Source organism: Roseivivax sp., assembly GCF_054552075.1.
In genome coordinates, this window is record NZ_JBTOLZ010000027.1 from 18157 (window position 1) to 41897 (window position 23741).

Here is a 23741-nt window from a genome sequence, read left to right on the forward strand (position 1 = left end):
GAGCGAGCCACCCCCTTCACGCCACGTCCTCCTCCGCCACATACCCAAGCCGCGCGTGGAAGCGGGCCAGCTCGCCCGGCGTTGCATCCACGCCGCAGTAGGTCCGCACATAGGCCGGCACGCGGCCCATGCGCAGGGTGCGGTCTTCCTCGACCTGCATGGCGATATAGCCGATCTGCACGAGGTAGACCGTGCGGGCCCTGACGTCGGCGTCCTCGGGCGCAAAGCCGAAGCGTTCGAACATCTCGCGGATCGCGGCGAGCCGGGCCTCGTCGGCGGCGTTCACGCGCGCCGTGACCGCGTCGGATTGATGCGCCCAGCCGCGCACCGCGAAGTCGAGGCGCGGCTCGAAGAGCGCCTCGTCGTGGAAGACCACGATCAGGTTCAGCACCGCCTCGGCGATGGTCTCGGCGTAGCCCGCGCAGGCGTCGCGGAAGGCGCCGGTGTTCTTGGCGTCCCAATCCTCGAGCAGCGCGTCGAGCAGCGCCCGGCGGTCCTTGAAGAACCAGTAGAAACTGGTGCGCGACAGCTCCAGCCGCGCCGCGAGCGGCTGGATCTTCACCGCCGCGAGCCCGCCCTCGATCAGCGCCAGCTTGGCCGCCTCGAGCCAGAGCGCGCGCGAGCCGCGCCAGCCCGAGGCCTTCTCGGGCGGGATGGTCGACCTGTCTGCCATGGGCTCAGGATAGGCCGCGGGGCGCGGGGTCACAAGAAAAATAGACAGTGATGATCTAAATATTGACACAAGTGAACATTGTGCGGAAGGATCACCCCATCCGCCCCGGGAGGCCGCCGATGTCGAACGATCCCCTGCTTCAACCCTACGACCTCAAGCACCTGCGCCTGAAGAACCGGCTGATGATCACCAGCCACGAGCCGGCCTACCCGGAAGACGGCATGCCGAAGGACCGCTACCGCGCCTATCACGTCGAACGCGCGCGCGCCGGGGTGGCGCTGACCATGACCGCGGGCTCGGCCTCGGTGGCGCGGGACAGCCCGCCGGTCTTCAACAACATCCTCGCCTGGAAGGACGAGGTGGTCGGCTGGATGAAGAAGCTCGCCGACGAATGCCACGAGCACGACTGCGCGGTGATGATCCAGCTCACCCACCTTGGCCGCCGCACCCGCTGGGACAAGGCCGACTGGCTGCCGGTGGTCTCTTCGAGCCACGAGCGCGAGGTGGCGCACAAGGCCTTCCCGAAGAAGGCCGAGCCCTGGGACATCGCCCGGATCACCGAGGATTACGCCGATGCCGCCGAGCGCATGAAGGCGGCGGGCCTCGACGGCATCGAGATCCAGGCTTACGGCCATCTGCTCGACCAGTTCTGGTCGCCGGCCACCAACACGCTTGAAGGCCCCTACGGCGGCGGTCTCGAGAACCGCATGCGCTTCTCCATGGAGGTGCTGCGCGCGGTGCGCGAGCGGGTGGGGCCGGACTTCCTGGTCGGCATCCGCTACGTCGCCGACGAGGACCTGCCCGGCGGCATCAGCCGGACCGAGGGGCTCGAGATCTCGCACCGGCTGAAGGACAGCGGGCTGGTGGATTTCCTCAACGTGATCCGCGGCCATATCGACACCGACGCCGGGCTGACCGACGTGATCCCGGTGCAGGGGATGCGGGCCAACCCGCATCTCGACTTCGCCGGAGAGATCCGCGCCGCGACCAAGTTCCCGACCTTCCACGCCGCCAAGATCCAGGACGTGGCGACCGCCCGTCACGCCATTGCCTCGGGCAAGCTCGACATGGTCGGCATGACCCGCGCGCATATGGCCGACCCCCATATCGTCGCCAAGATCCTGCGCGGCGAGGAAGAGCGCATCCGCCCCTGCGTCGGCGCGAACTACTGCCTCGACCGGATCTACCAGGGCGGCATGGCGCTTTGCCTGCACAACCCCGCCACGGGGCGCGAGCTGGAGCAGCCGCATGCCGTGCCGAAGGCCGACACGCGCCGCCGCGTGGTGGTGATCGGCGCGGGGCCGGCGGGGCTCGAGGCCGCGCGGGTCGCGGCGGAACGCGGCCACGAGGTGATCCTGCACGAGGCGGCCAACGACCCCGGCGGCCAGGTGCGCCTGACCGCCCAGAGCCCGCGCCGGGCCGAGATGATGCAGCTCATCCAGTGGCGGTTCGCCGAATGCACGCGGATGGGCGTCACCTTCCGGTTCAACAGCTTCGCTGATGCCGAGAGTGTCGCCGCCGAGGCCCCCGACGTGGTGGTCGTCGCCAGTGGCGGGCTGCCGCACACCGAGGTGCTGGCCGAGGGCAACGGGCTGGTGGTCTCGACCTGGGACATCCTCTCGGGCGACGTGGCGCCGGGCGCGCGGGTGCTGATCTACGACGACGCGGGCGATTACGCGGGGCTCCAGGCCGCCGAGAAGATCGCCGCCACGGGGGCTCAGGTGGAGATCGTGACCCGCGACCGGACGATCTCTTCCGAGGTCATGGCCATGTCGCTGACCCCCGCGCTGCGCGCGCTGCAGGAGCGCGAGGTGACCTTCACCCCGACCTGGGTGCTGACCGGCGTGAGCCGCGAGGGCAACGCGCTGACCGCGACGCTGGGCAGTGATTACGGCGGCGCGCGCCGGACGCGCCACGTTGACCAGGTGGTGGTGAACCACGGCACGCGGCCGCTCGACGAGGTCTATTTCGAGCTTCTGGAGGGCTCCAGAAACCTCGGCGAGGTGGATTACGAGGCACTCATCGCGGGTCAGCCGCAGGCGGTGACGCGCAACCCCGAGGGGCGCTACCAGCTCTTCCGCATCGGCGACGCGGTGGCGGCGCGCAACACCCATGCGGCGATCTACGACGCGCTGCGGCTCTGCAAGGTGCTCTAGGTCGGGGGCAGGCCGGGGGCGCGGCGCAAGGCCCGTCGCGCGCCCGCGCGCCGTCAAAACTTATGCAACACCCTAAGTTTTCCTTGCCGCGCGCCGGGGTGCCGTGCTTTGTTAGTCATATGGCTAAGTATGACCCCCGACTCGATCTGCACTTCGCGGCGCTGGGCGACCCGACCCGGCGGGCGATCCTGACCCGCCTCGCGCGCGGGCGGGCCAGCGTCAGCGAGCTGGCCGCCCCGCACGACATGGCGCTGCCCTCCTTCATGGGGCACCTCAGGAAGCTCGAGGCGGCCGGGCTCATCACCACGGCCAAGGAGGGCCGCGTGCGGGTCTGCGCGCTGGCGCCCGATGCCTTCACCCCGGTGCAGGACTGGCTCGCCGAACAGCGGGCGCTCTGGACCGGGCGGCTCGACCGTTTCGACGATTACGTCACTTCCCTGAAAAAGGAGCGCGAGAAATGATCCTCGACCCTGCGACCGACCTGACCTTCACCCGCCGGCTCGACGCGCCCCGGGCGCTGCTCTGGGAGTGCTGGACCACGCCCGCGCATATCAAGCAGTTCTTCGTGCCGAAGCCGCATGAGGTCACCGACTGCGAGATCGACCTGCGCCCCGGCGGGCGGTTCAACACGACCTTCTGGGTCGAGGGCGCGGAGATGCGCAACCTCGGCGTGGTGCTCGAGGTGATCGAGGGCCGGAAGCTGGTCTTCACCGACGCCTATTCCGAGGGCTGGAAGCCCGCGGCCGACCCCTTCATGACGGCGATCATCGAGTTCGAGGACCACCCCGAGGGCGGCACCTCCTACACCGCGACGGCGCGCCACCGCTCCGAGGCGGCGCGGGCCCAGCACGAGGAGATGGGCTTTCACGGCGGCTGGGGCACCGTGGCGACGCAGCTCGAGGCCTATGCGCAGAGCCTGCAGGCGGAGGCCTCGGCGCGGTAGGTGGAAGGGCAGGCGGCGCGGGCGCGGCGGTGTGCGCCGCCCCGTGTGGCGCGTAAGGGCCGCGCGCCGCGCCGTTGGGGCGATACTGCCCGCGCGTTGTGCTGGTCTCTGCGGATGGCGTCGCGGCACAGCCTAGACCCCGCGCATCCGCCGCCTGCCTGACTCACTCGCAGACCCGGGCCCTCACCCCGTCCCGTTGAACCCCGCCACGATCTCGCCCACCAGCCCGCGCAGCCAGGCGTGGCCGGGGTCGCGGCGGAGGCGCGGGTGCCAGGCGATCTGGCTCGGGAACTGCCCGAGGTCCACCGGCACCGGCAGGTCGCGCAGCCCGAAAGGCCCGGCGGTCATCGCCGCCACCCGGCGCGGCACCGTAGCGATCCCGCCCAGCCGCGCCACCGCCGGCGGCGCCGACAGGAAATGCGAGACCACCAGCGCGGTGTTGCGGCGCAGCCCCGTGCCCTCCATCCGCTTGTGCAGCCCGGTGCGCCATTTGCCCGGCGGGGCGACCACCACATGCGGCAGCCGCTCGTAGCTTTCCCGGTCGAGCGGCGCGCCCTCCGGCAGCGCCTCGGGCGCCACGAGGCAGCGAAACCCGTCCTCGAAAAGCTCCGAGACCACCAGCTCCTCGGGCGCGCTGTGGAACCGGCCGAGCGCCAGGTCGAAGGCCCGCCCGGCGAGGCTGCGCGGGTCGAGGTCGGGGCCCAGCGGCGCGATCTCCAGCGCCGCGAGCGGGGCGCGTTCGGCGAAGGCGGCGGCCAGCTCGGGCAAGAGCACGATCTCCACGTAAGGCCCCAGCAGCAGCCGGAAGCGGCGGGTGGTGCGGCCGGGATCGAAAGGCTCGGCAGCGCGGAAGGCCTGTTCCAGCCGCTCGAGCCCCGCGGCGATGTCGGGCGCGATCTCCAGCGCCTTCTCGGTCGGCTCCACGCCGTAGCGGGCGCGCAGGAACAGCTCGTCGCCCAAGGCCTCGCGCAGCCGCGAGAGCGCGGCGCTGACGGTGCTTTGCGACTGGCCGAGCCGTTCGGCGGCGGCGGTGACATTGCGCTCTTCCATGACCGCATGGAAGACGCGCAGCAGGGCGAGGTCGGGCATCATATCCCCGGAATATCGATTTCTGACCTTGTCTGCATCAATTTCTCATATGGGCGCACGACGCCTATCTCTGCCCTCGACGGGGCGCAAAGCGCGCCGCCCGACATGGGACAGGAGGCCGCGATGCCGCGCCAGCCAAGATCAGGAACAAGCGCCCCACCTGCGGTGTTGGACGCCCTGACCGGGCTCTCGGCGCCGCACCTTTCCCGGGCCGCGCCCGACCCCGACCAAGGATTTTGACCGCTAGGAGACAGCAGCATGGCACGTATTCTCATTCTTTCGACCGCATCGGATGTCCTCGGCGAGACCGGCAAATCGACCGGCGTCTGGTACGAGGAATTGGCGACGCCTTATTATGCCTTCCTCGACGCCGGCCACGAGGTGACGCTGGTCACGCTGGGCGGCAAATCGGTGCCGATCGACCCCAATTCCGACGCCACCGGCGAGGACGCCCCGGCCTCGGTGACGCGCTTCCGCGAGGATGCCACGGCGACCGCGCGGCTCGAGACGCCCGACAAGCTCGAGGACCAGGACATCGCCGAGTATGACGCGCTTTACATCCCCGGCGGCCACGGCGCGATGTACGACCTGGCCGAAAGTGACCTGGTCGCCAAGGTGATCGGCGCCGCCTGGGACCAGGGCAAGGTGGTGGCCTCGGTCTGCCACGGCCCGGCGGCCTTCTCCAAGGCGGTGGACGCCAGCGGCGCGCCGATCGTGAAGGGGCGCAAGGTCTCGGCCTTCACCGACAGCGAGGAGCGCGGCGTGGGCCTGGCCGAGGCCATGCCCTTCCTGCTGGAAAGCCGCCTGCGCGAGCTGGGCGCCGATTTCGAGGGTGTCGAGGACTGGCAGCCCCATGCGGTCGCCGATGGGCGGCTGGTGACCGGGCAGAACCCGGCCTCCTCGGAAGGCGCGGCCGAGAAGGTGCTGGCGCTCTTGAAATAAGGTGACGCGCCGTCGCTTGTGCGGCGTGACGTGGATACGGCGGTCTCGGGAATGCCCGGGGCCGCCGTTTTGCGTGACGAGGCCGGGCGTTAGACCTCGACCGAAGGCGCGGGGCCGGGGGCCTCGCCGCCCAGGGGCAGGACCATCCGCCAGAGGTCGTGCAGCCCCTCGAGCGCGGTCTCGGCCAGCGCCCCGCCGAGGAGGTGCAGCAGATAGAGGCTCAGCCCCAGGTTCAGCGCCGCGGTCGCCATGATGACCAGCCATTCGCGCTGGTCGCCCCGGGTGCCGCGCCGCGCCAGGTGCAGCCCGCCAAGCGCCAGCGCGGCCAGCGGCAGGGGCAGGAGCAAGGGCACGCAGGCCAGGTGCAGCGCGATCTCGGGCAGGTCGCGGCCCCGCAGCCAGCCCGCGAGCGGCCGGTCGATCCAGACCGGCAGGCGGGGCAGCTCCAGCGTCGTGGGGCCCATGGCATGACGCCGTCCGCAGGCGGGGCAGGTCGCCCGCCGCGCCGCGGCGCTCGGCCGGCATTGCGCGCAGGGGCGCGAGAGGGTCCAGGAGCGCATCATCGGGCCGCCACCTGCGCGAGCTGCCAAAGCTCGTATTGCGACCGGAGCGTCTTGGCCCGCGAATAGGCATCGACCATGGCCCAGATGTGGATCACCCAGCCCAGGAGCAGCGCCCAGAGCAGCAGGCAGCCCAGGAACATCATGATGCCCTTGGCCGTCTCGCCGTTGTAGATCTGCCCGAGCCCGACGATCACCAGCGACAACAGAAGCGCGAGCCCCGGCGACTTGTTCGCCCCGGGCTCGAGGATCGCCGCCGCCGGGCGCGGGGTCGAGACGGTATTGGTGATCTGCACCACCGTCCCGTGATCGCCCGCCGAGCCCGAGGTGCCCGCCACCGCGCCCTGCGGCCTGAGCGCCGGCAGGTCGGGAAAGAGCCGCCGCAGTGCGGTATCCTCGGCTGCGGTTGTCCAGGTCCCGGCGCCGTCGCGGATCACCTCGGTCTCGGGCGTCAGTCGCCCCTCCCCGGCGAACTGACGCAGGGCGTGGCCGCTGTAGGGGCCATAGGTCTCGCCCTCGGAATTCATGAACCACTGCGCATCGAGCGGATGCGGCGGTTTCCCGGTCAGCGCGGGCTCGACCCGGGGCGGCACGGGGGCCAGGGCCTGCCGCGGGGGTGTGCCAGTCTCTGCCATCCTTGCCTCCCTAGCATGTTGCGCCCCGCCTGGGCGGGGCCTTACTGCACCGGCCCGCCGGTGATCCCCGCCTTGGTCAGCCGGCTGCGCAGCGCCTCGGTGTCGGCGCGGATCATGCCGGGGATCAGGAAGGCATCGACCAGCAGCCAGCAGCCCGCGATCGCCAAGAGCGGCAGCCCGATCAGGAAGGCCGAGGTCGCGATGCCACCGAGCATCAGCACCAGGAGCACCAGCGCCGAGCCGGTCCGGCCCAGGTAGAAGCGGTGCCCGCCGAGCCCGCCCAGGAAGAACCAGAGCAGGTAGGCGACAACCGGGGAGCGCGCGTCATTGCTCACGCGCTGTTCGATAAGGATCTGCTGATCGACTGTCAGGGACATGGAATACCTCAACTTATGATTGATTGCTTAGAAAGAGGGAAAGCGGGGCCATCCGCCAAGTGATTTCGCCCGGTCTTGGGAAAATGCCGGGGAAATGAGAATAAGCGTGTTTGGAAAGACACAGCGAATTGCGGCGCAATAAAGGCGGAATAAGCAATGGATCGAAATTGCCGAATGTCTCGCGCGGGGCCTCGAGAGGCCCGGGCCCTTCGCCACGCGCGCAGGGGCTGTCATTGGCCGCATCCGATGATCGCGCCGCTGCGGGTGATGGTGCAGCGGTTGCCCCGGCTGTCGACGCTATGGGTGCCCTTGGCGTCGCTCCAGCTGCGGATTTCATAGGTATTTCCCTCGGAATCCGAAGTTTTCACCACCATGGAATTGTCCTCATGAGTGGTGATCGTGGCGCAGATGCGGGCGTCGCCTTCGCCGCGGCACTCGCGGGTGGTCTCGGCGGCCAGCGCGCTGGCCGCCAGACCGAGAAAGGCATAGGTCAAGAAATACGGACCGGAAAACACTCGCACGAAAAACTCCCGAGGAAATGCCGGGGAAGTTGCATCGGCGCCGGCCATTCTGTCAATCATTCATAAAGTGCAAAAATGCGAACCCGGGTTATCGCGGAATAATCACGCGCGTCCGGGCGGATTGTTTCCGTATCCGGGGTGAAGCTTTGCGCGGCAGGGCGCGCAATACTCAATCTGGGGTTGTGCGGACCGCGCCGCGCGGTTCAGACCGCGCTCAGAAGAATGTTGGTCTCGCTGTTGGCGATGCCGGTGACCTCGCGGACCTCGCCCAGAACGCGGTCGAAATCCGACAGGTCCTGCGCCTCGATCATGGCGATCAGGTCCCATTTGCCGTTGGTCGAATAGAGCGTGCGCAGCTCGGGGATGCCGCGCAGCCGCCGGATCACCGCCGAGGCGTTCTGGTCGCGCACCTCGAGCGCCATCATCGCCGAGACGCCCTCGGCGTCGACCGCCTCGCGGGCGCGCACGGTGAAGCCCAGGACCACGCCGTCCTCGACCAGGCTGTCGAGCCGGCGCTGCACGGTGGCGCGCGAGACGTCGAGGATTTCGGCGATCTTCGAGACCGGCGCGCGCCCGTCGCGGCGCAGCACCGAGATCAATTCCCGGTCGGTTTCGTCGACAAGTCTCATGAACAAAATGCTCCAATCAATGTCACGAATTGCGCCGTATTTCACACCGCGCGAGTCATTTTTGCAATGTCAGTGCACAGCGCGCCCTTCTTAGGCTTTAACAACCCGCTGTCGCCGGCGGGGATTGGGAAAGCACGCATTCAACCCGGATAAGACCATGGCAATGCCGCCATTCGCAGGGGCCGTCGCGCCCCGACCCGCCGATGATTTCCGCGCCGCAGGACACCCCTTTGGACACGGGGCCGCGCGCGGCTGATCATGCGGAGCGACGGCGCCATATCCCTGCCCGACGCCTGGGTCGAGATCGACCTCGACGCGCTGGCCGCCAACCTCGCGGCGATCAAGGCGCGGCTGCCCGCGGGCTGCGACTACTGCGCGGTGGTGAAATCCGACGCCTACGGCCATGGCATCGACCGCGTGGCCCCGGTGCTGGCCGAAGGCGGCGTGAGCTGGGCCGGGATCACCAGCAACCAGGACGCGCTGGCGCTGCGCCGGGCGGGTTTCACCGGCCGGATCATGCGGCTGCGCGGGGCGAGCCTTGCGGAGGCGCGCGACGTCGCGGGGCTCGGCGTCGAGGAGCTGGCCACCAGCGCCGAGGCCGCCCGGGCGATTTCCGACCCCGACGCGCCGGTGCCCGTGCATCTGCCGCTCAACGCCGGCGGCATGGGCCGCGACGGCATCGAGCTCGCCACCGAAGGGGGCCGCGCCACCGCGCGCGAGATCCTCGCCATGCCGGGGCTGCGCATCGCCGGGCTGACCACGCATTTCCCCGCCCATGACCCCGAGGACCTGGCCGCGAGCCGCGCCCGCTTCGAGGCGGACGTGGCCTGGTGCCTCTCCGAGGGCGGGCTGTCCCGCGACGCGGTCACCGTGCATGCGGCGTCCTCGCTGGGGCTCCTGGCCGAGGCGGGCATCGAATACGACATGCTGCGCGCCGGGGCGATCCTCTGGGGCATCGTCGGTGCGCGCGCCGAGTTTGCCGATGTCATGCGGCTCTGCGCCCGGATCACCAGCGTCAACACCCTGCCCGAGGGCGTCAGCATCGGCTACGACCGCGCCCATGTGCTGGGCCGCGAAAGCCGCATCGCGAACCTGTCCATCGGCTATGCCAACGGCATCCGCCGCAGCATGGCCAACAGCGCGCAGGTCGCCGTCCGCGGGCGGCTCGCGCCGCTGATCGGCAAGATTTCCATGAACGCGCTGACCGTGGATGTGACCGACATCCCCGAGGCCGCGCCGGGCGATACCGTCACGCTCTTCGGCGCCGACGGGGCGGCCCGCGTGACGCGCGCCATGGTCGAGGAGGCCAGCGGCACGATCATGGCCGACCTCTATTGCGACTGGGGCCGGTCGAACCGGCGCCAGTATTCGGGCGGCCCGCCGCAGGCCGCCGCCAAGAACAGAACCCGCTGAACGGGCGCTCCCTTCACTGCCAACAGGAGACTGAGATGGAACTTCGCAAGACATTCGCCGCCAGCGCCGCGCTGCTCGCGCTGGGCGCCGGGGCCGCATCGGCCGACGACATGCGCCTGAAGCTCGCCGGCGTGGTGCCGGCCGAGCACTTCGGCAACCAGATCCTCGAAGAGGTCGTCGAGGAGATCGAGGGTGCCGACGTGGGCCTGTCGGTCACGCTCTTCCCCTCGGGCCAGCTCGGCTCGGGCGAGGAGCTTTTCGAGGACGCCTCGCGCGGGAACGTCGACCTGGTGCATTCGGTGATCTACGCGCAGCGCGACCCGGTGCTCGAGATCAACTCGCTGCCCTACCTGGTCTCCTCCTTCGACGAGATGGAAGCGACCTACCTGAACTCCGACAGCGCCTTTAACCAGATCTTCGCCGAGCGCCTCGACATGCTCGGGCTGAAGCTCCTGGCCAATGCGCCCGAGGGCTTCATCGGCGTCGTCGCCGAAGAGGTGCCCGAGAACGCCGCGAGCCTCGGCGACAAGGGCATGAACATCCGCGTCTGGTCGAGCCAGGTGATCAAGAGCACCGTCGAGACCATGGGCTTCAACGCCACCACGATGAACTGGGGCGAGGTCTTCGCGGCGATGCAGTCGGGCACCGTGGATGGCGCGATCTGCTGCACCGCGCAGCTGGCCTATACCGCCTTCGCCACTTCGGACGTGGGCTCGGTCTTCGTGCCCTATGGCGCGGTGGTCGAGAACACCACCTACTACGCCTCGGCCGAGACCTGGGAAGAGATGAACGACGCGCAGCGCGAGGTGGTGCAGACCGCCTTCGACAACGCCGCAGAGAAGTATTTCGCCTTCGCCAAGGAGAACGAGGCCAGCTACCTCTCCAAGCTCGAGGAAACCGGCTACGAGGTGGTCGAGCTGAGCGACGCCGAGCGCGGCGCCATCGCCGAGACCGTCCGCGCCGAGGTCTGGCCGGGCATCGCCGAGATCGTCGGCCAGGAGGTCATGGACCAGCTGATGCCGGCGACCAACTGAGCCGCTGATCCCGGGGCCGCGCGGCGTCATCGCGCGGCCCTTTTTTTTCCCAACCGACCAGGAAGGAGGCGCTGATGGCCGACCCAGCGGACCACCTCTCCCCCGGGCTCGCGCGGCTGGTGCGCGGACTGCTCCGGCTCCAGACGATCTACGTCTGCCTTGGCTGCCTGATCATGGCGTTGACGTTCTTCTTCGTCGTGCTGTTCCGCTACGGCTTCGAGGCGGATCTCTTCGCCTACGAGGAATGGCTGCTGATCGTCTGCTTCTGGCTCTACTTCCTGGCCGCGGGACTCGGCACCTGGGAGGACAAGCACGTCAACGCCGACCTGCTGAACTTCGCGCTGAGCGACCCGCGAAAGCGCCGCATCCGGGCGGTGACGATCACCGCGATCGAACTCGTGGTGCTTCTTGCGCTGGTCTACTGGGCGGTGCTGATGATGATCGAGGAGGTCGGCGACTACCCGCGCTGGCAGACCACCATCGCCCTGCGCATTCCCTTCCTGGTGCCCCGCGCGGCGATCTTCGCAGGCTTCTCGCTCATGGCCTTCTACAGCGCGCTCCGGCTCTGGATCATGCTGCGCCTGCCGCTTGAGGCCTTTTCCCCCGAGGTCGGCGACGACCCGGTGCAAGCCCAGGCCGAGGAGGCCGCGCGATGATCATTCTCGGCTCGCTCTTCATCATCTGCGCGCTCCTCGTGATCGGGGTCAGCGTGCCCATGGCCTTCGGCGGGGTGCTGGTCTTCATCGGGGTCTTCGGCGGGCACGACGTGACCGGCTTCCTGCCCACCGGGCACTGGAAGATGAACTCCGTCGTGCTTCTGGCGATCCCGCTCTTCATCCTGGCCGGCGCGATCATGGAACGCGGCCGCATCGCCGCGCCGCTTGTCGCCATCGCCGAGCTTCTGATCGGCCGGCTGCGCGGCGGGCTGAGCGGAGCGGCGGTCATCGCCTCGGGCATCTTCGGCTCGATCTCGGGCTCGGCGGCGGCGACGCTGACCTGCATCGGCTCGATCATGATGCCGCATCTGAAAGAGGCCAATTACCCCCGCGGTCCCGCCGCGGCGATCATCGTCAGCGCCTGCCCGCTGGGGCTGCTGATCCCGCCGTCGTCGTCGCAGATCCTCTATGCCTGGGTGGCCCAGCAGTCGGTGCTGCGCTGCTTCCTCTCGACCGTGGTGCCGGGGTTGATCCTGATCGCGCTTCTGTGCCTGGTGAACGCGGTGCTGATGCGCAAGGCCGAGCTGAAGCTGCCGCCCCGGCCCGACAACCTCCCGCGCGAGCTGGCCCGGCGCGGCGGCTACGCGCTGCCTGCCCTCCTGATGCCGGCGATCATCCTCGGCGGCATCTACGGCGGCATCATGACCCCGACCGAGGCCGCCGGCGTCGCGGTGGTCTACGCGATCCCCGTGGGCTTCTTCATCTACCGCGGCATCACCGTGGAGAACTTCCTGCCGACCCTGCGCTACGCCGGCATCACCATCGGGGTTGTGATGCTCATGGTCTTCATGGTGGTCATCGTCAGCCGCTTCCTGGTCTTCGAGGACATCCCCGGCATGGCCGAGGACCTGATCTATTCGATCTCCGAGAACCCGGTGGTGATCCTGCTCATGGTCAACCTGGTGATGATCCTGATCGGCATGCTGATGGACGACATCTCGGGGCTCCTGCTTTCGGCGCCGCTGCTTCTGCCGATCGTGCAGTCGGTGGGCATGGACCCGGTGCATTTCGCTGCGGTCCTCGGCGTGAACCTCGGCATGGCCAATATCACCCCGCCGACCGCGCCGCTTCTCTATCTCGGGGCCAAGGTGACCGACACGCCGGTGACCGAGATGCTGAAGCCCACCTTCATCATGATCGGCTTCGCCTGGCTGCCGACGCTTTTGATCACCACCTTCATTCCCGAGGTGGCGCTTTGGCTGCCGAACCTGATATTCGGGTGACATGACGCCCGAGCTCAATGAAGACGACATCGCCGCGCTGACCGCCCTGCGCTGGGACCTGCACCGCCATCCCGAGATCTCGGGGCAGGAGGAGCGCACCGCCGCGCGGATCGCCGGGCTTCTGCGCGAGATCGGCGTCGACCGGGTCGAGACCGGGATCGGCGGCCATGGCGTCATGGGGGTTATCGAGGGCAAATCCGAGGGCCCCCTGGTGATGCTGCGCGCCGAGCTCGACGCGCTGCCGATCCCGGAGACCGGGAAAAGCGCCCATGTCTCGGTGCGGCCGGGCTGGGGGCATCTGTGCGGCCACGACGGCCATATGGTCACGCTCCTGGGAGTCGGGCGGGCGCTGTCCCGGGTGCGGCCCGAACGCGGGAGCCTCGCGTTAGTCTTCCAGCCCGCCGAGGAGACCGGCGCCGGGGCCCGCGCCATGCTCGAGGACCCGCGGCTCGCCGCGCTGCGCCCCGCGGCGATCTTCGCCCAGCACAACCTGCCGGGGCTGCCGCTTGGCCAGGTGGCGCTGCGCGAGGGGCCGATCGCCTGCGCCTCCTGCGGACTGACGATCCGGCTGACCGGGCGTACCGCCCATGCCTCCCAGCCCGAGACCGGGGTCTCGCCGCGCGGCGCGCTGGCCGAGATCCTGGTGGCGCTCGAAGGCTTGAGCGCGGCGCATCCGCTCGACCACCCCGAGTTCGCCATGGCGACCATCACCCATTGCCGCATGGGCGAGCGCGCCTTCGGCATCGCGCCGGGCGAGGCCGAGGTCTGCGCCACGCTGCGCTGCCTCGAGGACCGCGCCATGGCGCGGATGCGCGAACGCGCCGAGGCGCTGGTGCGCGAGATCGCCGCGCGCCACGGGCTCGAGGTCGAGATGGATTACGCCGATGTCTTCGACGCGGTGGTCAACGACCCCCACGCGGTGGTGCCGCTGCGCGCGGCGCTCGACCGCTCGGGCATCACCCATTCGGGCCGCGGCCAGCCCTGGCGCCCCTCGGAGGACTTCGGCCAGTTCGCCCGGCTCGGGCCGCTGGCGATGATCTTCACCGGCGCGGGCAGCGACCACCCGGCGCTGCACGACCAGGACTACGACTACCCCGACGCGCTGATCGGGCCGGTGGCGCGGGTCTTCCTCGCGGCGGCGGCGGAGGTCTGGGCGGGGTAGGGCTTCGCGCTTTGTTTTAGCATGTTTGTTGGGGTCCGGTCCGCCTGCGGCGTCCCGGACCCGGGGGAGGGGGCGCTGCCCCCTCTGCGGGCCTTTCGGCCCGCATTCACCCCCGGAGTATTTTGGGCCCGGTCAGGCCTGGAAGGGGGCTTCATTGCGGGTGTTGCTTGGTTTCAGGGCGGGTGTGCCGGGTTTTGCGGGGCCGGGGATCTTTCGCGGCGGCGGTTGTGGGATCCTGGCTGGCGGTGGGCTTCGCGTGGCGGGGGTGGGCGCTTGTGGTCCGGGGCCGCGCTGGGCCGGGGTCAGCGGACCTTGGCGCGGATGAGGAGGGCGCCGCTGGCGCCGGGGGAGAGCTCGGCGCCGTCGAGGGCCACGGTGCAGGCGCCGGCGGCGCAGCGGGTGCCCTTGGCGGGGTGGCTGACCAGCTCGGCGGATGTGCCGCCGGCGAAGCCGGTGGCGCGGGCGGCCTGGAAGATCAGCGCCGCGTCGAGCCTGTCGCTGAGCGCGATCTGGCGGGCCGGCGCGTCGCCCTCGTTGGTGACCGCGATGCGGTATTCGATGCAGGCGCCGGGGATCGCGGCACCCCCGGGCGCGCCGGGGGCGGGGCTGTCATCGGCTGGCAGGGTCGCGCAGGCCGCGCCGTCCTCGGAGATCACCCGCTGGCTCTTGCTGACCGAGAGCTCGGCGCCGAGCGGGGCGCAGTAGCTCAGGTCGGAAAGCGCGATGGCCTGGGCCTGGGGGTTCGAGGAGGGCGGGTAGAGCCCGTTGGTATAGCGCAGGCTCAGCGCCGCGACGGGCTGGGCGAAGCGCACCTCGAGGTTGCCCATGTCGTCGGCGGGGGCGGCGTTGCGCTCGTAGCCCACCGCCTGGCGGTCGGTCAGGGGGGAGCCGAGGTAGATCGAGGCGCCGGAGGCGCTGCGGGCGCCGGGCGGGATATGCGGCGAGGAGAGCTGCGGCGTGACGGCTGCGCCCTCGGCGGTCCAGCCGGTGATCTCCACCCCGTCGCGGAAGCCGCGCTGGGTCACCCGGCCGCGCGAGGTGCGATAGGGCAGGTAGTCGATGTCGAAGATCGCGAAGGAGAGGCCCTCGACCGCGCGCGGGAAGTCGAAGCGCAGGGTCAGCGCCTCGCTGTTGTTGGCGAAATCCATCAGGAGCGCGAGGCTGTCGGTGCCCGCGCCGCGCCCGCCGGTGAATTCCGAGCTGGCCTCGGGGTAGCCCGGGCGGATGCGCGAGGTGGCGCCCGAGAGATCGAGGCCGACGGCATCGGCGGGGCCCGCCTCGGGGCCGGCGCGGCGTTCGGCGGGCAGGGACGCGCTCCGGGCGCCGGATTTCCAGCCGGCCCCGGACCAGTCGAGCAGCATCTCGGCCTCGGGGCTGGCGCAGGTCGCGGCCCCGGCGCCGCCCGCGGCGAGGCTTAGCGCGCAAGCCAGGGGGATCAGCGCCGCCCGGGGCGCGCGGGGGAAGGGGCCGGGGCGCATCTCAGAAGACCTCGTTGAAGTTGTCCTGGTCGATCTTGAAGCGGAACTGCAGGAAGGCGCCCTTGTCGGTGTAACCCGCCTCGCTGAAGTCCGGGTCGGCGAAACCCTCGACGTTGTAGCCGAGCGCGATCCAGCCGTTCTCGAAGGGGGTGAAGCCCAGTGAGACCCCGGCCGAGCCCTCTTGGCTGCCGTCCTCCATCGCCCAGAGGCTGGCGCCATGCAGGCCCACATCGAGCCAGTCGGTCAGGTCGCGGCGGTATTCCGCGCCGACCAGCGTCAGCACCTCTTCTGCCGTCTCGCCGCCGCCGAGCGACCGGGAGACATGTTTCAGCCCGTGGCGCAGGGAGAGCTCGCTCCGGTCGGTCAGCTCGCGGGTGTGGAAGAGCTCGTTCATCAGCCGCGTCTCGTCGGTGTCGCCCGCGACCTCGCGCCGGGCGCTAAGCTGGTTGAGCAGCACGAAAGGCCGGTCGAAGGGGCGCCAGGCGGCGCTGAGCTTGATCTCGTGGTCGCGTTCGAGCGCCCCCTCGGCGCCCTCGGACCAGAAGAAGCTGGCATGGGCCCCGAGCGAGAGCGCCTCGGAGAGCGGCGTCGTTGCCTCGAGCTGCAGCCTTGCGTGATCGCTTTCGGTGGTGAAGCCCAGCTCGGCATCGACCGCGCCGCGCCAGTCGGGCCCGGCGTGTTCGAGCCCGGCGCTGGCGCTGACGAAGCCCTCGGAGAGGCGCGGGTTGGTCAGCCCGCCGCGCGCCGCGGGGCCGGTCTCGGCCAGGTCGCCCGCCAGCGCGTCCTGGGCCTCCAGGCCGAAATAGCCGCTCAGCCGGTCGCTCAGGGGCAGCGCCTGGTCGAAGCCCAGGTGGCCGACGGTCTGGCTCTGGTCCCGGCCCGAGGCATTGACCAGCCCGCCCGAGAGCCGCGCGCCCTCCCAGAGGGTCAGCTCGGCCCCGACAGCCAGGATGTCGACGCGGAAATCCTCGCCCCAGGCGACCTCGTTGCTGGCGGTGAGCCGCAGCCTCTCGGTCAGGGCGTAATCGACCGAGAGCGCGCCGAGGTCGGCCTCGGCCCGCTCGCCCTTGTTCCAGAGCGTCAGCTCCTGGGTGAAGGCCAGGCGCAGCCGTCCGTCGGCGCTTTCATATTCGCTGCCGAGAAAACCCTTGAGCACCTGCCCGTCGTCGCGGTCCGGCGCGCCCCGGCGGCCGGCGTAGCGCAGTCCGGCGCTGCGGGTGAGGCGGTCGCGGCTGCGCACCAGGCTGGCCTCGGCCATCTCGAGCCGCTCGCCGGTCTCGGCGTTGCGCTCGAGCCGGGCCTGGCCCTGGAAGCGCAGGCTGCGGCGGGTCTCGGCGCCGTCGGGCCCCTCGGTCACCTCTTCGGAGAGCAGGAGGTCGGCGCTGAGATGCGCGATGTCGATGCGCTGGGGATCGGGGGTGAGATTGGCGATGCCGAAGCCCGTGCTTTGCGAGCGCAGGTAACCCTCGGCGGTGGTGCTGCCATCGTCGAAGCGGAAGCCCAGTTCGGCGGCATGGGTCACGCGCGGATCGGAAAGCAGGTTCGAGGCGCCCTGCCGCGAGAGCGCCAGCTCGCCATGGGCGGTCAGCGTCTCGGAGAAGCGGTAGCGCGCGTCGACCGCGCCGAGCTGTCCCGCCCCGGTCGTGCCGCCGACGTCGTCCTCGTGCACCAGCGTCACCCCGGCGCTCAGGTCCTCGGTCGGGGCGACCTCGTAGCGGGCGCCGAGGATCACCCCGCTCCGGCGCGCGGTCTCGGTCTCGTAGCGGACCACGAGGGTGTTGCGGTCGAGATCGGGCGTGCGCGCCCGGAGCGGGCGGGCCAGGAAGATCCGCCCGTCCACGTAGTCGATGCTGTAGTCGCGCCCGGCGGTCAGCTCGCGGCGGGCGATGACCCGGGTAGGATCGTCGCGGGCGGTGGTCTCGACCGTCAGGCTTTCGGAATTGGGCAGGATGTCGCTGCGCTTCAGGTCGAAAGGCCCGGTGGTGCCATCGGCGGGAAAGCGGTCCTCGGCATAGGCAAGGCTCGTCTCGGCGGCGAAGAGGCGCAGGGCCTGGGTCTCGCCGGTGAAGCTGGCCCGGGCGCCCGTCAGGCGGCGGTCGTATTCGGCCAGCCTCTCGCGGCCGATCGCAGTGTCGAAATCGCCCCAGAGCAGATCGGTGCCACCGCGTTCGAGCCGCAGGTAGAGCGGCGAGCGGCTGCTGGCGGCATCGCCCTCGGTGCTTTCGTCGCCATAGACCAGGTAGTCGCGCTCGGGGTCCTCGGCGAAGAAGTCGCGTTCGTCGGGGTCGATGGCGCTGTCGTAGCGCAGGGTCAGGTGCCAGCCGCCCGGGGCAATGCCCTCTAGAAAGAGCGCGGCATGACCGTCGAGCGCCGCGTCGCCGAAGCTCAGGAGCCGCCGGTCGCCTGGGGTCTTCAGCGCGCGGGCGACATCGCGCCCGGCCAGCCGCGCCTCGACGAGGCCCGCCGCCGTCCAGTCGCGGCCGGCCGCCGAGATCGGCGCGCTGGCGGTCAGCTCGCGCTCGCCGTCGCGCAGGGTGAAGCGCGCGAGGCCCGAGCGGCGGCTGGGCGCGAGGCGCATCCGGAAGCGGCCGTCGGCATCGACGCTGGCGGTGGTGCGCTGGATCGGCTCGGCGCCCTGGCGCGCGCCGTTCAGCCGCTCGCCCGGGGCGAAGGCGAAGGGCCGCTCGACGCTGATCGCGACGATGGCGCCGGGGTGCAGCGGCGTGCCCTCGGCATCGGTGGCGCGGAAGACGACCAGTGGGCGGGCGCGGCCATCGGTGGAGAGATCCGACATCTCCTCGAGCACCTCGAGCCGGGCGGCGCGGTCGGTGAAGCGCAACTGCCGGGTCTCCTGGCGGACCAGGGTGCCGCTGGCGTCGCGGATCTCGAGCCGCAGGTCGTTGACCCCGAAGTCGAGCTCCGCCCCGCGCCAGATGTCGAGGAAGCGCCCCCCGCCCTCGGCGGCGACGGCGGGGCGGCGGTAGATCTCGGGCACCGGCGTGCCGTTCAGGAACAGCCGCGCGGTCTGGCCCTTCTGCCGGACCACCGCGGCGGAGAGGCTGCGCACCGGCGGCAGGAAGCCCTCGGGCGGGAAATGCAGGCCCGCGCGGCGCGGCGCGGCGTCGAGCCAATCCGCGTCATAGCCGGTGATCCGCGGCGGCGCGGGCACCTCGGGGTCGGGCGTCTCGCGCGGGGGCACCTCGGTCAGGTGGAAGCGGATGCGCCGGGCGAAGCCGTCGCGGGTCTCGAGGAAGACCGAGCCCGCCGCCCCGGCGCGGCGGGTGTTGTTGCGGCAGAGCACCGGCTCCAGCCCGCGCGGCAGGGTGAAACGGTCGAGCGCCAGCACATGGCCGCCGCGCGGCACCCGGCGCAGGGTGAAGCGCCCGCGGGCGTCGGTCTCGGCGAAGCGGCCGTTCTCCAGCATGACGCGGATGCCCGAGAGGTCGCGCTCGGGCGGGCCCGCGGCGGGGCCGCAGCCCAGGACCACCTCGCCCAGCACCGCGCTTTCGTCGCGCGCGAAGGCGGGGCCGACCTCGAGCCGGTGCTGCGCCGAGGCGGTGTTGAAGCTCTCTCCCGAGACGCTGGTGCGCGAGGTCAGCGTGCCGCGGTCGGGCGCGGCGACGGTGACCCGGGCGGTATAGGTGATGCTGCGGCGGCGGCCCTCGGGCAGGACCATGTCCGAGATCACCAGTTGCCGGCCATCGCGGGAGCGGGTGACCTCGGCCTCGGGGCGGGCCCCGTCGATCCTGAGCGAGCCCGGCACCCGCTTCAGCCCCTCGGGCAGAAGGTCGGTCACATCGACCCGCGTCTCGCCGGGGACCGAGCCGCCGACGGTGGCGGTGTAGCGGATCGCCTCGCCCGCGGTCAGCCGCTCGGCCGAGCCGCTGCGGCTCACGTCGACCAGCGCGGCGCCGTCCAGCGGGATGTCGTAGACCAGCACCTCGCCGGGGGAGATGTCGAAGGGCTCGAGATAGGAGGCGCCGGTCACTTCGGGGGCGCCGCCGGGTGGGGGCGCGACTTCCTCGGGGCGGCGCGAGCTGGGCGCCAGGTAGCCCTCGGGCGGGGTCATCACGAAGACGTAGGAGCCGGGCTCGACATAGGGAAAGCGGTAGCTGCCGGGGGCGAAGTCATAGGTCTCGCCCGAGGCGTCGCTGACCTGGCCGCCGCTGGTCACCGTGGCGGGGAAGGGGGCCTCGAGGTCCTCGCCGAAGACCTCGGCGGGGGCGCCGGTCTCGGCGTCGATGATGGTGATCCGCGCGCCGTTGAGCGGCGTGCCGCTGCGGCTGTCGAAGACCCGTCCGCGCGGGGTGACCGGGCCGACGGTCACGCTGTCCTCGAAGACCCGGTCGGGGGCGCGGGCGCTGGCGGCCCGGGCCATGACGCGGGAGTTGGCCTCGGTCGCGAGCACCCCGTCGGGGCCGCGCGGGCTGTCGCTGCAGGCGCAGATCGCGCCCGCGAAGGTCGCGGTGTTCTTGCCGGTCTCGTAGATCCGCAACAGCTCGCTGTCGCCGCTGACCGAATCGGTGATCCGCAGGGTCGCGGCGTCGCGCGCCTCGGGGTCGGTGTTCTCGAGCGGATCTTCGAGCAGGAAGATCACGTCTTCATCCGATCGCACCCGCTCGGCCGGGGCGATGCGCGTGGCCATGGGCGCGGGCGCGGCGCGCGGCACCCGGTCGAAGGGCCCCGAGGGGCTGCCGCTGACGCTGTAATCCGCCGGGGCGATCTCGGTCCGAAGCGCCTCGGCGCTTTGTCCCGCGACGCGGAAGGCGGTCAGCTCGCCCGGCAGCTCCGGGGCGAGGACGGTGATCGTGCTTTCGGCCTCGATCGGGGGCAGGGTGCTGCCCTCGGGGCCGAACTCGATGATCACCCGGTTGGTGATCTCTTCGCCCGCCGGCGCGGGCTCCGGCGCGCCGCTGGGCAGGCGGTCCTGCGCGCCCGCGGGCGCGGCGGCGGCCAGGGCCAGCGCCGGGACGAGCCGGCGCCAGCGGGCAATCGCATCAGATCGGCGCATCCGGTCAATCGACCGTCGCCCGCACCCGCACCGTGGCCGAGGCCCCGGGCGCCAGGCTGCCGACCTCGCCGCGGATCACGCCGTCGCGGACCGCGACCTCGTCGAAGCCGTTGTTCCCGGCGATGGCGGTATAGCTCACCGTCTCGGGCAGGGCGTCGTTGAAGGCCAGGAGCGTGGCGGCGCTGCTCGCGGCCTCGGCGTTCGACAGGGTGATCGTGTATTCCACGCAGGCGCCGGGCACGAAGGCCTCGGCCCCGACCTCGGGCGCGCCGCTGGCGCAGTCGAAGCCGCCGGCGCGGTTCTCGGAGATGACCACCACGTCCTTCACCGCCGAGAGCTGCGGGGCCAGCACGCGGTAGCTCGCCGAGCCCGCCTCGCGGCCGTCGCCGCCGGGGTCGCCGTAGACGATGTCCACCGCCTCGAGCCCCTGGCCGGTGACCTCGGGCTGGCGTTCGCCGCCGCCCGGTGCGAGCGGCACGGCGCTGGCCTCGAAGGCGCTGACCTGGCCGTCGCTGGCGCTGCGCGGGATCGAGGCGCGCAGCACCACGATCAGCGCGCCGTCGGCGGCAAGCGCCGGGGTCGCCTGGGTGCCGGTCGGATCATAGGGCGTGCCCTCGGCGCCTTCGGCGTTACGCAGGACCACCGAATAGGTGCCCTCGGCGCCGCTGGCCTCGGCGTCGTAGCGGAGGCCCAGCTGGTCCTCGATCGCGGAGAGGTCGATGTCGAAGGGCGCCGCGGCATTGCCGGTGTTGGTCAGCAGGAAGCGGATCTCCTGCGTGGCGGCGCCCGGCTCCACGTTCACGCTGGCCGGATCGTCGAGCGGCGCGAAGGTGAAGGAGAGCCGCTGGTCGACCGAAAAGCTGGCCGCCGGGGTCCCGGGCAGGGTGATCACGTCGCCGCCCGAGGCATAGCTCACCGTCACCGCGTTGGAGATCGGCGTGCCGGGCGCCTGGCCCCCGGCCATGGCCATGGGCGCGGCGAGCGCCCCGGCGCAACAGGCGGTCAGCGAAAGGATGCGGGCTTGGGTCATGGCTCTTTCCGGTGCTGCTGTCGTCTCTCTGGCGGGCATCAGTCGACCACCGCGCGGATGCGGAAGCTGGCGGTGGCGCCGGGCGCCAGGGCGGCAAGCTCGGCGGTCACCGTGCCGCCGGCCTCGTTCACCCGGTCGAAGCCGGTGGTCGCGGTGGTGCCGGCATAGGTGATGCCTTCGGGCAGGGCGTCGGTGATGGTCACATTGACCGCGTCCGAGCCGGCCTCGGCGGCATTGGTGACCGAGATGGTGTATTCCACGCAGGCCCCGGGCACCGCGGCCTCGGCGGCGGGATCGGCGGGATCGCTGCCGCAGTCGAAGCCGCCGTCGAGGTTCTCCGAGATCACCGCCGCCTCCTTCAGCGCCGAGAGCTGCGGGGCCTGGACCACGTAGCGTTCGCTTTGCAGCTCGAGCCCGTCCTCGCCGGGGTCGGTCAGGATGGTGTCGATGCCCTGCAGCCCCTGGCCGCGGATCTCGGTGGTCACCGTGTCGGTGCCGGGATCGAGCGCCGTCGCGGTCACGTCGAAGGCATCCGTGGCACCATCGGCGGCGCTGCCGGGGATATGCGCCACCACCTTCACGAAGCGCACCGCGTCGGCGGCCAGGTCGCCGAGGTTCGCCGTGCCCGCGATGTCGTAGAGCGCGTCTTCCGGCGCGACCTCGGGGCTGTCGCCCACGTAGACGGAGTAGCTGCCCGGCGCGCCGCCGCCCGCGGCGTCGAAGTCGAGCCCGATCTCGCCCGAGGTGGCGATGTCGATGTCGTAGCCCGAGGCATCGTTGCCCTCGTTCTCGAGCCGGAAGACCATGGTCTGGCCCTCGGCGCCCTGGGCGGCCAGCACCGCGTCGCCCGCGGCCTGGCCCTGGAAGCTGAAGTCGACCTTGCGGTCGACGACGAAGGCGACGCTGGCGGCGTCCTCCTGGGTGATCGTGGTGCCGCCGCTCGAGTAGGAAATGCTGACCGAGCTCGACACCGAGGTGCCGGGCGCGGTGCCGGCGGCCTGGGCCGCACCGACCAGCGCGGTCGAGGACAGGGCGCAGAGAAGCGATCGGCGCAGGGCGCGATGGGGCATGGTCTGTCTCCTGGTTGGATGAAGGGCCGGGGCGTCCGCTTGAGCGGACAGGGCCTGGGCGTTCGACTTGGCGGACTTGGCTAGGGCATCCGGCTTAGCGGACGACGGCGTCATAGGTCACGGCGACCTGGCTCTCGGGGGCGATCTCGGCGATCTCGATCTGCAGATGCGTGAGGTCCGTCGGCTGGGCCTGCCGGGTCTCGCCGTTCTCCTCGATCGTGAGCTCGGAGAAGGGCGCGTAGCTCGCCCCCCCGTCGGCCGAGAAGCGCACGGTGAGCGGCGTCTCGGCGCTGACCGAGGCCGGGTCGATCGCCAGGTTGCCGTCGAGCGGCAGCGAGAGCCCGACCGAGGTCGCGGGCACCGGGTCGGTGTTGCTGAGCGCGATGCGGTAGACCAGCGGCTCGCCCGGCAGGGCGGTCTCGACCGGCTCGAAGGCGGTCTCGCCGGTCTCGGTGGCGACCGGGCGGACAACCTCCATGGCCACGGAGGTCTCGGCGCTCGCGAGGCTCGGGGCGGCCAGCGCCGCAAGCGTCAGCGCGGCGGTCAGAAGGCGGGGGAGGGGCATGGGCGTCTCCGTCGATAATTTGCCCTGAGCTGAACCGATCGGTTCAAAAGACGCAACCGCGGGGCAGGAAATGTCAAAGAATTGCCTTATTTCGAGCGGGGTTATGCTGGGTGAGGTGGGGGCGGGCCCACAACGCAGGTGCAAGAACAATGGCACCTCGGCGCAGCCAGCGCCCACTTGCACCCGAATAGCACCGAAGGTGCCGGGCGCGCGCCGGACCGGCCCCTTGGGCCGGCGCTCCTTGGAGTGGTGTGCCTAGATCGTCTTTAGCCCTGACCTTGCCGGGATAAAGCGCTTCGCTCGGAGGGCAGCAGCGCCGGCCCCCGGTCTGGAGCGCGCCCTCTGGTGTTCTTGTTGCTAGGGTGGAGGGCCGGCTTCCAAGTGGATGCATTTGAACCGGCGTCTGCACTCAAGCACCCCGGTGCCGCCAGCGCCCCTTGCGCCCGAATAGCATCGAAGATGCCGGGCGCGCGCCGGACCGGCCCGATGGGCCGGCGCTCCTTGGGGTGGCGAG

Annotated in this window: 21 protein-coding genes; 9 read left to right on the forward strand and 12 right to left on the reverse strand. The window is 70.9% G+C overall.

Annotated elements, in window-relative coordinates; genetic code table 11:
- Positions 1-16 precede the first annotated feature (16 nt).
- Complete coding sequence (locus tag ACX938_RS16805; RefSeq protein WP_459431899.1) at positions 17-673, reverse strand: TetR/AcrR family transcriptional regulator; 657 nt, start codon at positions 671-673, stop codon at positions 17-19.
- A 119-nt stretch (positions 674-792) separates the two neighbouring features.
- Between ACX938_RS16805 and ACX938_RS16810 the strand changes: the two genes are divergently transcribed.
- The 3 genes from ACX938_RS16810 (at position 793) to ACX938_RS16820 (ending at position 3772) form a co-directional block, all read left to right on the forward strand.
- Complete coding sequence (locus tag ACX938_RS16810) at positions 793-2829, forward strand: oxidoreductase (protein ID WP_459431900.1); 2037 nt, start codon at positions 793-795, stop codon at positions 2827-2829.
- A 119-nt stretch (positions 2830-2948) separates the two neighbouring features.
- Positions 2949-3290 carry an ArsR/SmtB family transcription factor gene (locus ACX938_RS16815; protein ID WP_459431901.1) on the forward strand — a complete coding sequence of 114 codons (342 nt, stop codon included), beginning with the start codon at positions 2949-2951 and terminating at the stop codon, positions 3288-3290.
- Entirely contained in the window at positions 3287-3772 is a 486-nt protein-coding gene (locus ACX938_RS16820; RefSeq protein WP_459431902.1) for an SRPBCC family protein, read from the forward strand. The genes ACX938_RS16815 and ACX938_RS16820 overlap by 4 nt, the downstream gene beginning before the upstream one ends.
- Positions 3773-3955: 183 nt before the next feature.
- Here the strand turns inward: ACX938_RS16820 and ACX938_RS16825 are convergent, their stop codons facing one another.
- Positions 3956-4861 (reverse strand): LysR family transcriptional regulator, encoded by a 906-nt coding sequence (locus tag ACX938_RS16825; protein ID WP_459431903.1) that lies wholly within the window; start codon positions 4859-4861, stop codon positions 3956-3958.
- Positions 4862-5119: 258 nt separating this feature from the next.
- Between ACX938_RS16825 and ACX938_RS16830 the strand changes: the two genes are divergently transcribed.
- Positions 5120-5803: a type 1 glutamine amidotransferase domain-containing protein gene (locus ACX938_RS16830; protein ID WP_459431904.1), complete on the forward strand. Its 684-nt coding sequence runs from the start codon at positions 5120-5122 to the stop codon at positions 5801-5803.
- 89 nt (positions 5804-5892) lie between these two features.
- Here ACX938_RS16830 and ACX938_RS16835 read toward each other — a convergent pair whose 3' ends face one another.
- The 5 genes from ACX938_RS16835 to ACX938_RS16855 form a co-directional block, all read right to left on the reverse strand.
- Positions 5893-6267, reverse strand: coding sequence for a hypothetical protein (locus ACX938_RS16835; protein WP_459431905.1), 375 nt, complete (start codon positions 6265-6267; stop codon positions 5893-5895).
- Between the two features lie 95 nt (positions 6268-6362).
- Positions 6363-6998, reverse strand: a complete 636-nt coding sequence (locus tag ACX938_RS16840) for a DUF4339 domain-containing protein (RefSeq protein WP_459431906.1) — start codon at positions 6996-6998, stop codon at positions 6363-6365.
- A 41-nt stretch (positions 6999-7039) separates the two neighbouring features.
- Complete coding sequence (locus ACX938_RS16845) at positions 7040-7375, reverse strand: TM2 domain-containing protein (RefSeq protein ID WP_459431907.1); 336 nt, start codon at positions 7373-7375, stop codon at positions 7040-7042.
- 230 nt (positions 7376-7605) lie between these two features.
- Positions 7606-7944, reverse strand: a complete 339-nt coding sequence (locus ACX938_RS16850; RefSeq protein ID WP_232754052.1) for a hypothetical protein — start codon at positions 7942-7944, stop codon at positions 7606-7608.
- Between the two features lie 155 nt (positions 7945-8099).
- The gene (locus ACX938_RS16855) at positions 8100-8525 is read right to left on the reverse strand and encodes an Lrp/AsnC family transcriptional regulator (RefSeq protein WP_232754051.1); all 426 of its coding nucleotides are present in this window, start codon (positions 8523-8525) and stop codon (positions 8100-8102) included.
- Positions 8526-8783: 258 nt separating this feature from the next.
- Here ACX938_RS16855 and alr point away from each other — a divergent pair, with 258 nt between their 5' ends.
- The 5 genes from alr (at position 8784) to ACX938_RS16880 (ending at position 14073) form a co-directional block, all read left to right on the forward strand.
- A complete protein-coding gene (alr, locus tag ACX938_RS16860) occupies positions 8784-9938 on the forward strand; it encodes an alanine racemase (protein ID WP_459431908.1) in 1155 nt (384 codons plus the stop codon).
- Positions 9939-9973: 35 nt separating this feature from the next.
- Positions 9974-10972, forward strand: coding sequence for a TRAP transporter substrate-binding protein DctP (gene dctP, locus ACX938_RS16865; RefSeq protein ID WP_459431909.1), 999 nt, complete (start codon positions 9974-9976; stop codon positions 10970-10972).
- Between the two features lie 74 nt (positions 10973-11046).
- A complete protein-coding gene (locus ACX938_RS16870) occupies positions 11047-11628 on the forward strand; it encodes a TRAP transporter small permease (protein ID WP_459431910.1) in 582 nt (193 codons plus the stop codon).
- On the forward strand, positions 11625-12911 hold the full coding sequence (locus tag ACX938_RS16875; RefSeq protein ID WP_232754047.1) for a TRAP transporter large permease: 1287 nt from the start codon (positions 11625-11627) through the stop codon (positions 12909-12911). Before ACX938_RS16870 ends, ACX938_RS16875 begins: the two co-directional genes overlap by 4 nt.
- Before the next feature lies 1 nt (position 12912).
- A complete protein-coding gene (locus tag ACX938_RS16880; protein WP_459431911.1) occupies positions 12913-14073 on the forward strand; it encodes an amidohydrolase in 1161 nt (386 codons plus the stop codon).
- 302 nt (positions 14074-14375) lie between these two features.
- On the opposite strand, the gene ACX938_RS16885 is transcribed toward ACX938_RS16880, so the two are convergent.
- From ACX938_RS16885 to ACX938_RS16905, 5 genes are all read right to left on the reverse strand, one after another.
- Positions 14376-15551, reverse strand: coding sequence for a hypothetical protein (locus tag ACX938_RS16885; RefSeq protein ID WP_459431912.1), 1176 nt, complete (start codon positions 15549-15551; stop codon positions 14376-14378).
- A gap of 1 nt (position 15552) precedes the next feature.
- The gene (locus ACX938_RS16890) at positions 15553-20562 is read right to left on the reverse strand and encodes a hypothetical protein (protein WP_459431913.1); all 5010 of its coding nucleotides are present in this window, start codon (positions 20560-20562) and stop codon (positions 15553-15555) included.
- A gap of 4 nt (positions 20563-20566) precedes the next feature.
- Complete coding sequence (locus ACX938_RS16895; protein ID WP_459431914.1) at positions 20567-21592, reverse strand: hypothetical protein; 1026 nt, start codon at positions 21590-21592, stop codon at positions 20567-20569.
- Between the two features lie 38 nt (positions 21593-21630).
- Positions 21631-22662, reverse strand: coding sequence for a hypothetical protein (locus ACX938_RS16900; protein ID WP_459431915.1), 1032 nt, complete (start codon positions 22660-22662; stop codon positions 21631-21633).
- Between the two features lie 94 nt (positions 22663-22756).
- Positions 22757-23227, reverse strand: coding sequence for a hypothetical protein (locus ACX938_RS16905; RefSeq protein ID WP_459431916.1), 471 nt, complete (start codon positions 23225-23227; stop codon positions 22757-22759).
- Positions 23228-23741: the final 514 nt, after the last annotated feature.

Excerpts from the sequence above, each read along its gene's own strand:
- ACX938_RS16805 (WP_459431899.1), bottom strand. The coding sequence starts at position 673 with ATGGCAGACAGGTCGACCATCCCGCCCGAGAAGGCCTCGGGCTGGCGC.
- ACX938_RS16810 (WP_459431900.1), top strand. The coding sequence starts at position 793 with ATGTCGAACGATCCCCTGCTTCAACCCTACGACCTCAAGCACCTGCGC.
- ACX938_RS16815 (WP_459431901.1), top strand. The coding sequence starts at position 2,949 with ATGGCTAAGTATGACCCCCGACTCGATCTGCACTTCGCGGCGCTGGGC.
- ACX938_RS16820 (WP_459431902.1), top strand. The coding sequence starts at position 3,287 with ATGATCCTCGACCCTGCGACCGACCTGACCTTCACCCGCCGGCTCGAC.
- ACX938_RS16825 (WP_459431903.1), bottom strand. The coding sequence starts at position 4,861 with ATGCCCGACCTCGCCCTGCTGCGCGTCTTCCATGCGGTCATGGAAGAG.
- ACX938_RS16830 (WP_459431904.1), top strand. The coding sequence starts at position 5,120 with ATGGCACGTATTCTCATTCTTTCGACCGCATCGGATGTCCTCGGCGAG.
- ACX938_RS16835 (WP_459431905.1), bottom strand. The coding sequence starts at position 6,267 with ATGGGCCCCACGACGCTGGAGCTGCCCCGCCTGCCGGTCTGGATCGAC.
- ACX938_RS16840 (WP_459431906.1), bottom strand. The coding sequence starts at position 6,998 with ATGGCAGAGACTGGCACACCCCCGCGGCAGGCCCTGGCCCCCGTGCCG.
- ACX938_RS16845 (WP_459431907.1), bottom strand. The coding sequence starts at position 7,375 with ATGTCCCTGACAGTCGATCAGCAGATCCTTATCGAACAGCGCGTGAGC.
- ACX938_RS16850 (WP_232754052.1), bottom strand. The coding sequence starts at position 7,944 with ATGGCCGGCGCCGATGCAACTTCCCCGGCATTTCCTCGGGAGTTTTTC.
- ACX938_RS16855 (WP_232754051.1), bottom strand. The coding sequence starts at position 8,525 with ATGAGACTTGTCGACGAAACCGACCGGGAATTGATCTCGGTGCTGCGC.
- alr (WP_459431908.1), top strand. The coding sequence starts at position 8,784 with ATGCGGAGCGACGGCGCCATATCCCTGCCCGACGCCTGGGTCGAGATC.
- dctP (WP_459431909.1), top strand. The coding sequence starts at position 9,974 with ATGGAACTTCGCAAGACATTCGCCGCCAGCGCCGCGCTGCTCGCGCTG.
- ACX938_RS16870 (WP_459431910.1), top strand. The coding sequence starts at position 11,047 with ATGGCCGACCCAGCGGACCACCTCTCCCCCGGGCTCGCGCGGCTGGTG.
- ACX938_RS16875 (WP_232754047.1), top strand. The coding sequence starts at position 11,625 with ATGATCATTCTCGGCTCGCTCTTCATCATCTGCGCGCTCCTCGTGATC.
- ACX938_RS16880 (WP_459431911.1), top strand. The coding sequence starts at position 12,913 with ATGACGCCCGAGCTCAATGAAGACGACATCGCCGCGCTGACCGCCCTG.
- ACX938_RS16885 (WP_459431912.1), bottom strand. The coding sequence starts at position 15,551 with ATGCGCCCCGGCCCCTTCCCCCGCGCGCCCCGGGCGGCGCTGATCCCC.
- ACX938_RS16890 (WP_459431913.1), bottom strand. The coding sequence starts at position 20,562 with ATGCGCCGATCTGATGCGATTGCCCGCTGGCGCCGGCTCGTCCCGGCG.
- ACX938_RS16895 (WP_459431914.1), bottom strand. The coding sequence starts at position 21,592 with ATGACCCAAGCCCGCATCCTTTCGCTGACCGCCTGTTGCGCCGGGGCG.
- ACX938_RS16900 (WP_459431915.1), bottom strand. The coding sequence starts at position 22,662 with ATGCCCCATCGCGCCCTGCGCCGATCGCTTCTCTGCGCCCTGTCCTCG.
- ACX938_RS16905 (WP_459431916.1), bottom strand. The coding sequence starts at position 23,227 with ATGCCCCTCCCCCGCCTTCTGACCGCCGCGCTGACGCTTGCGGCGCTG.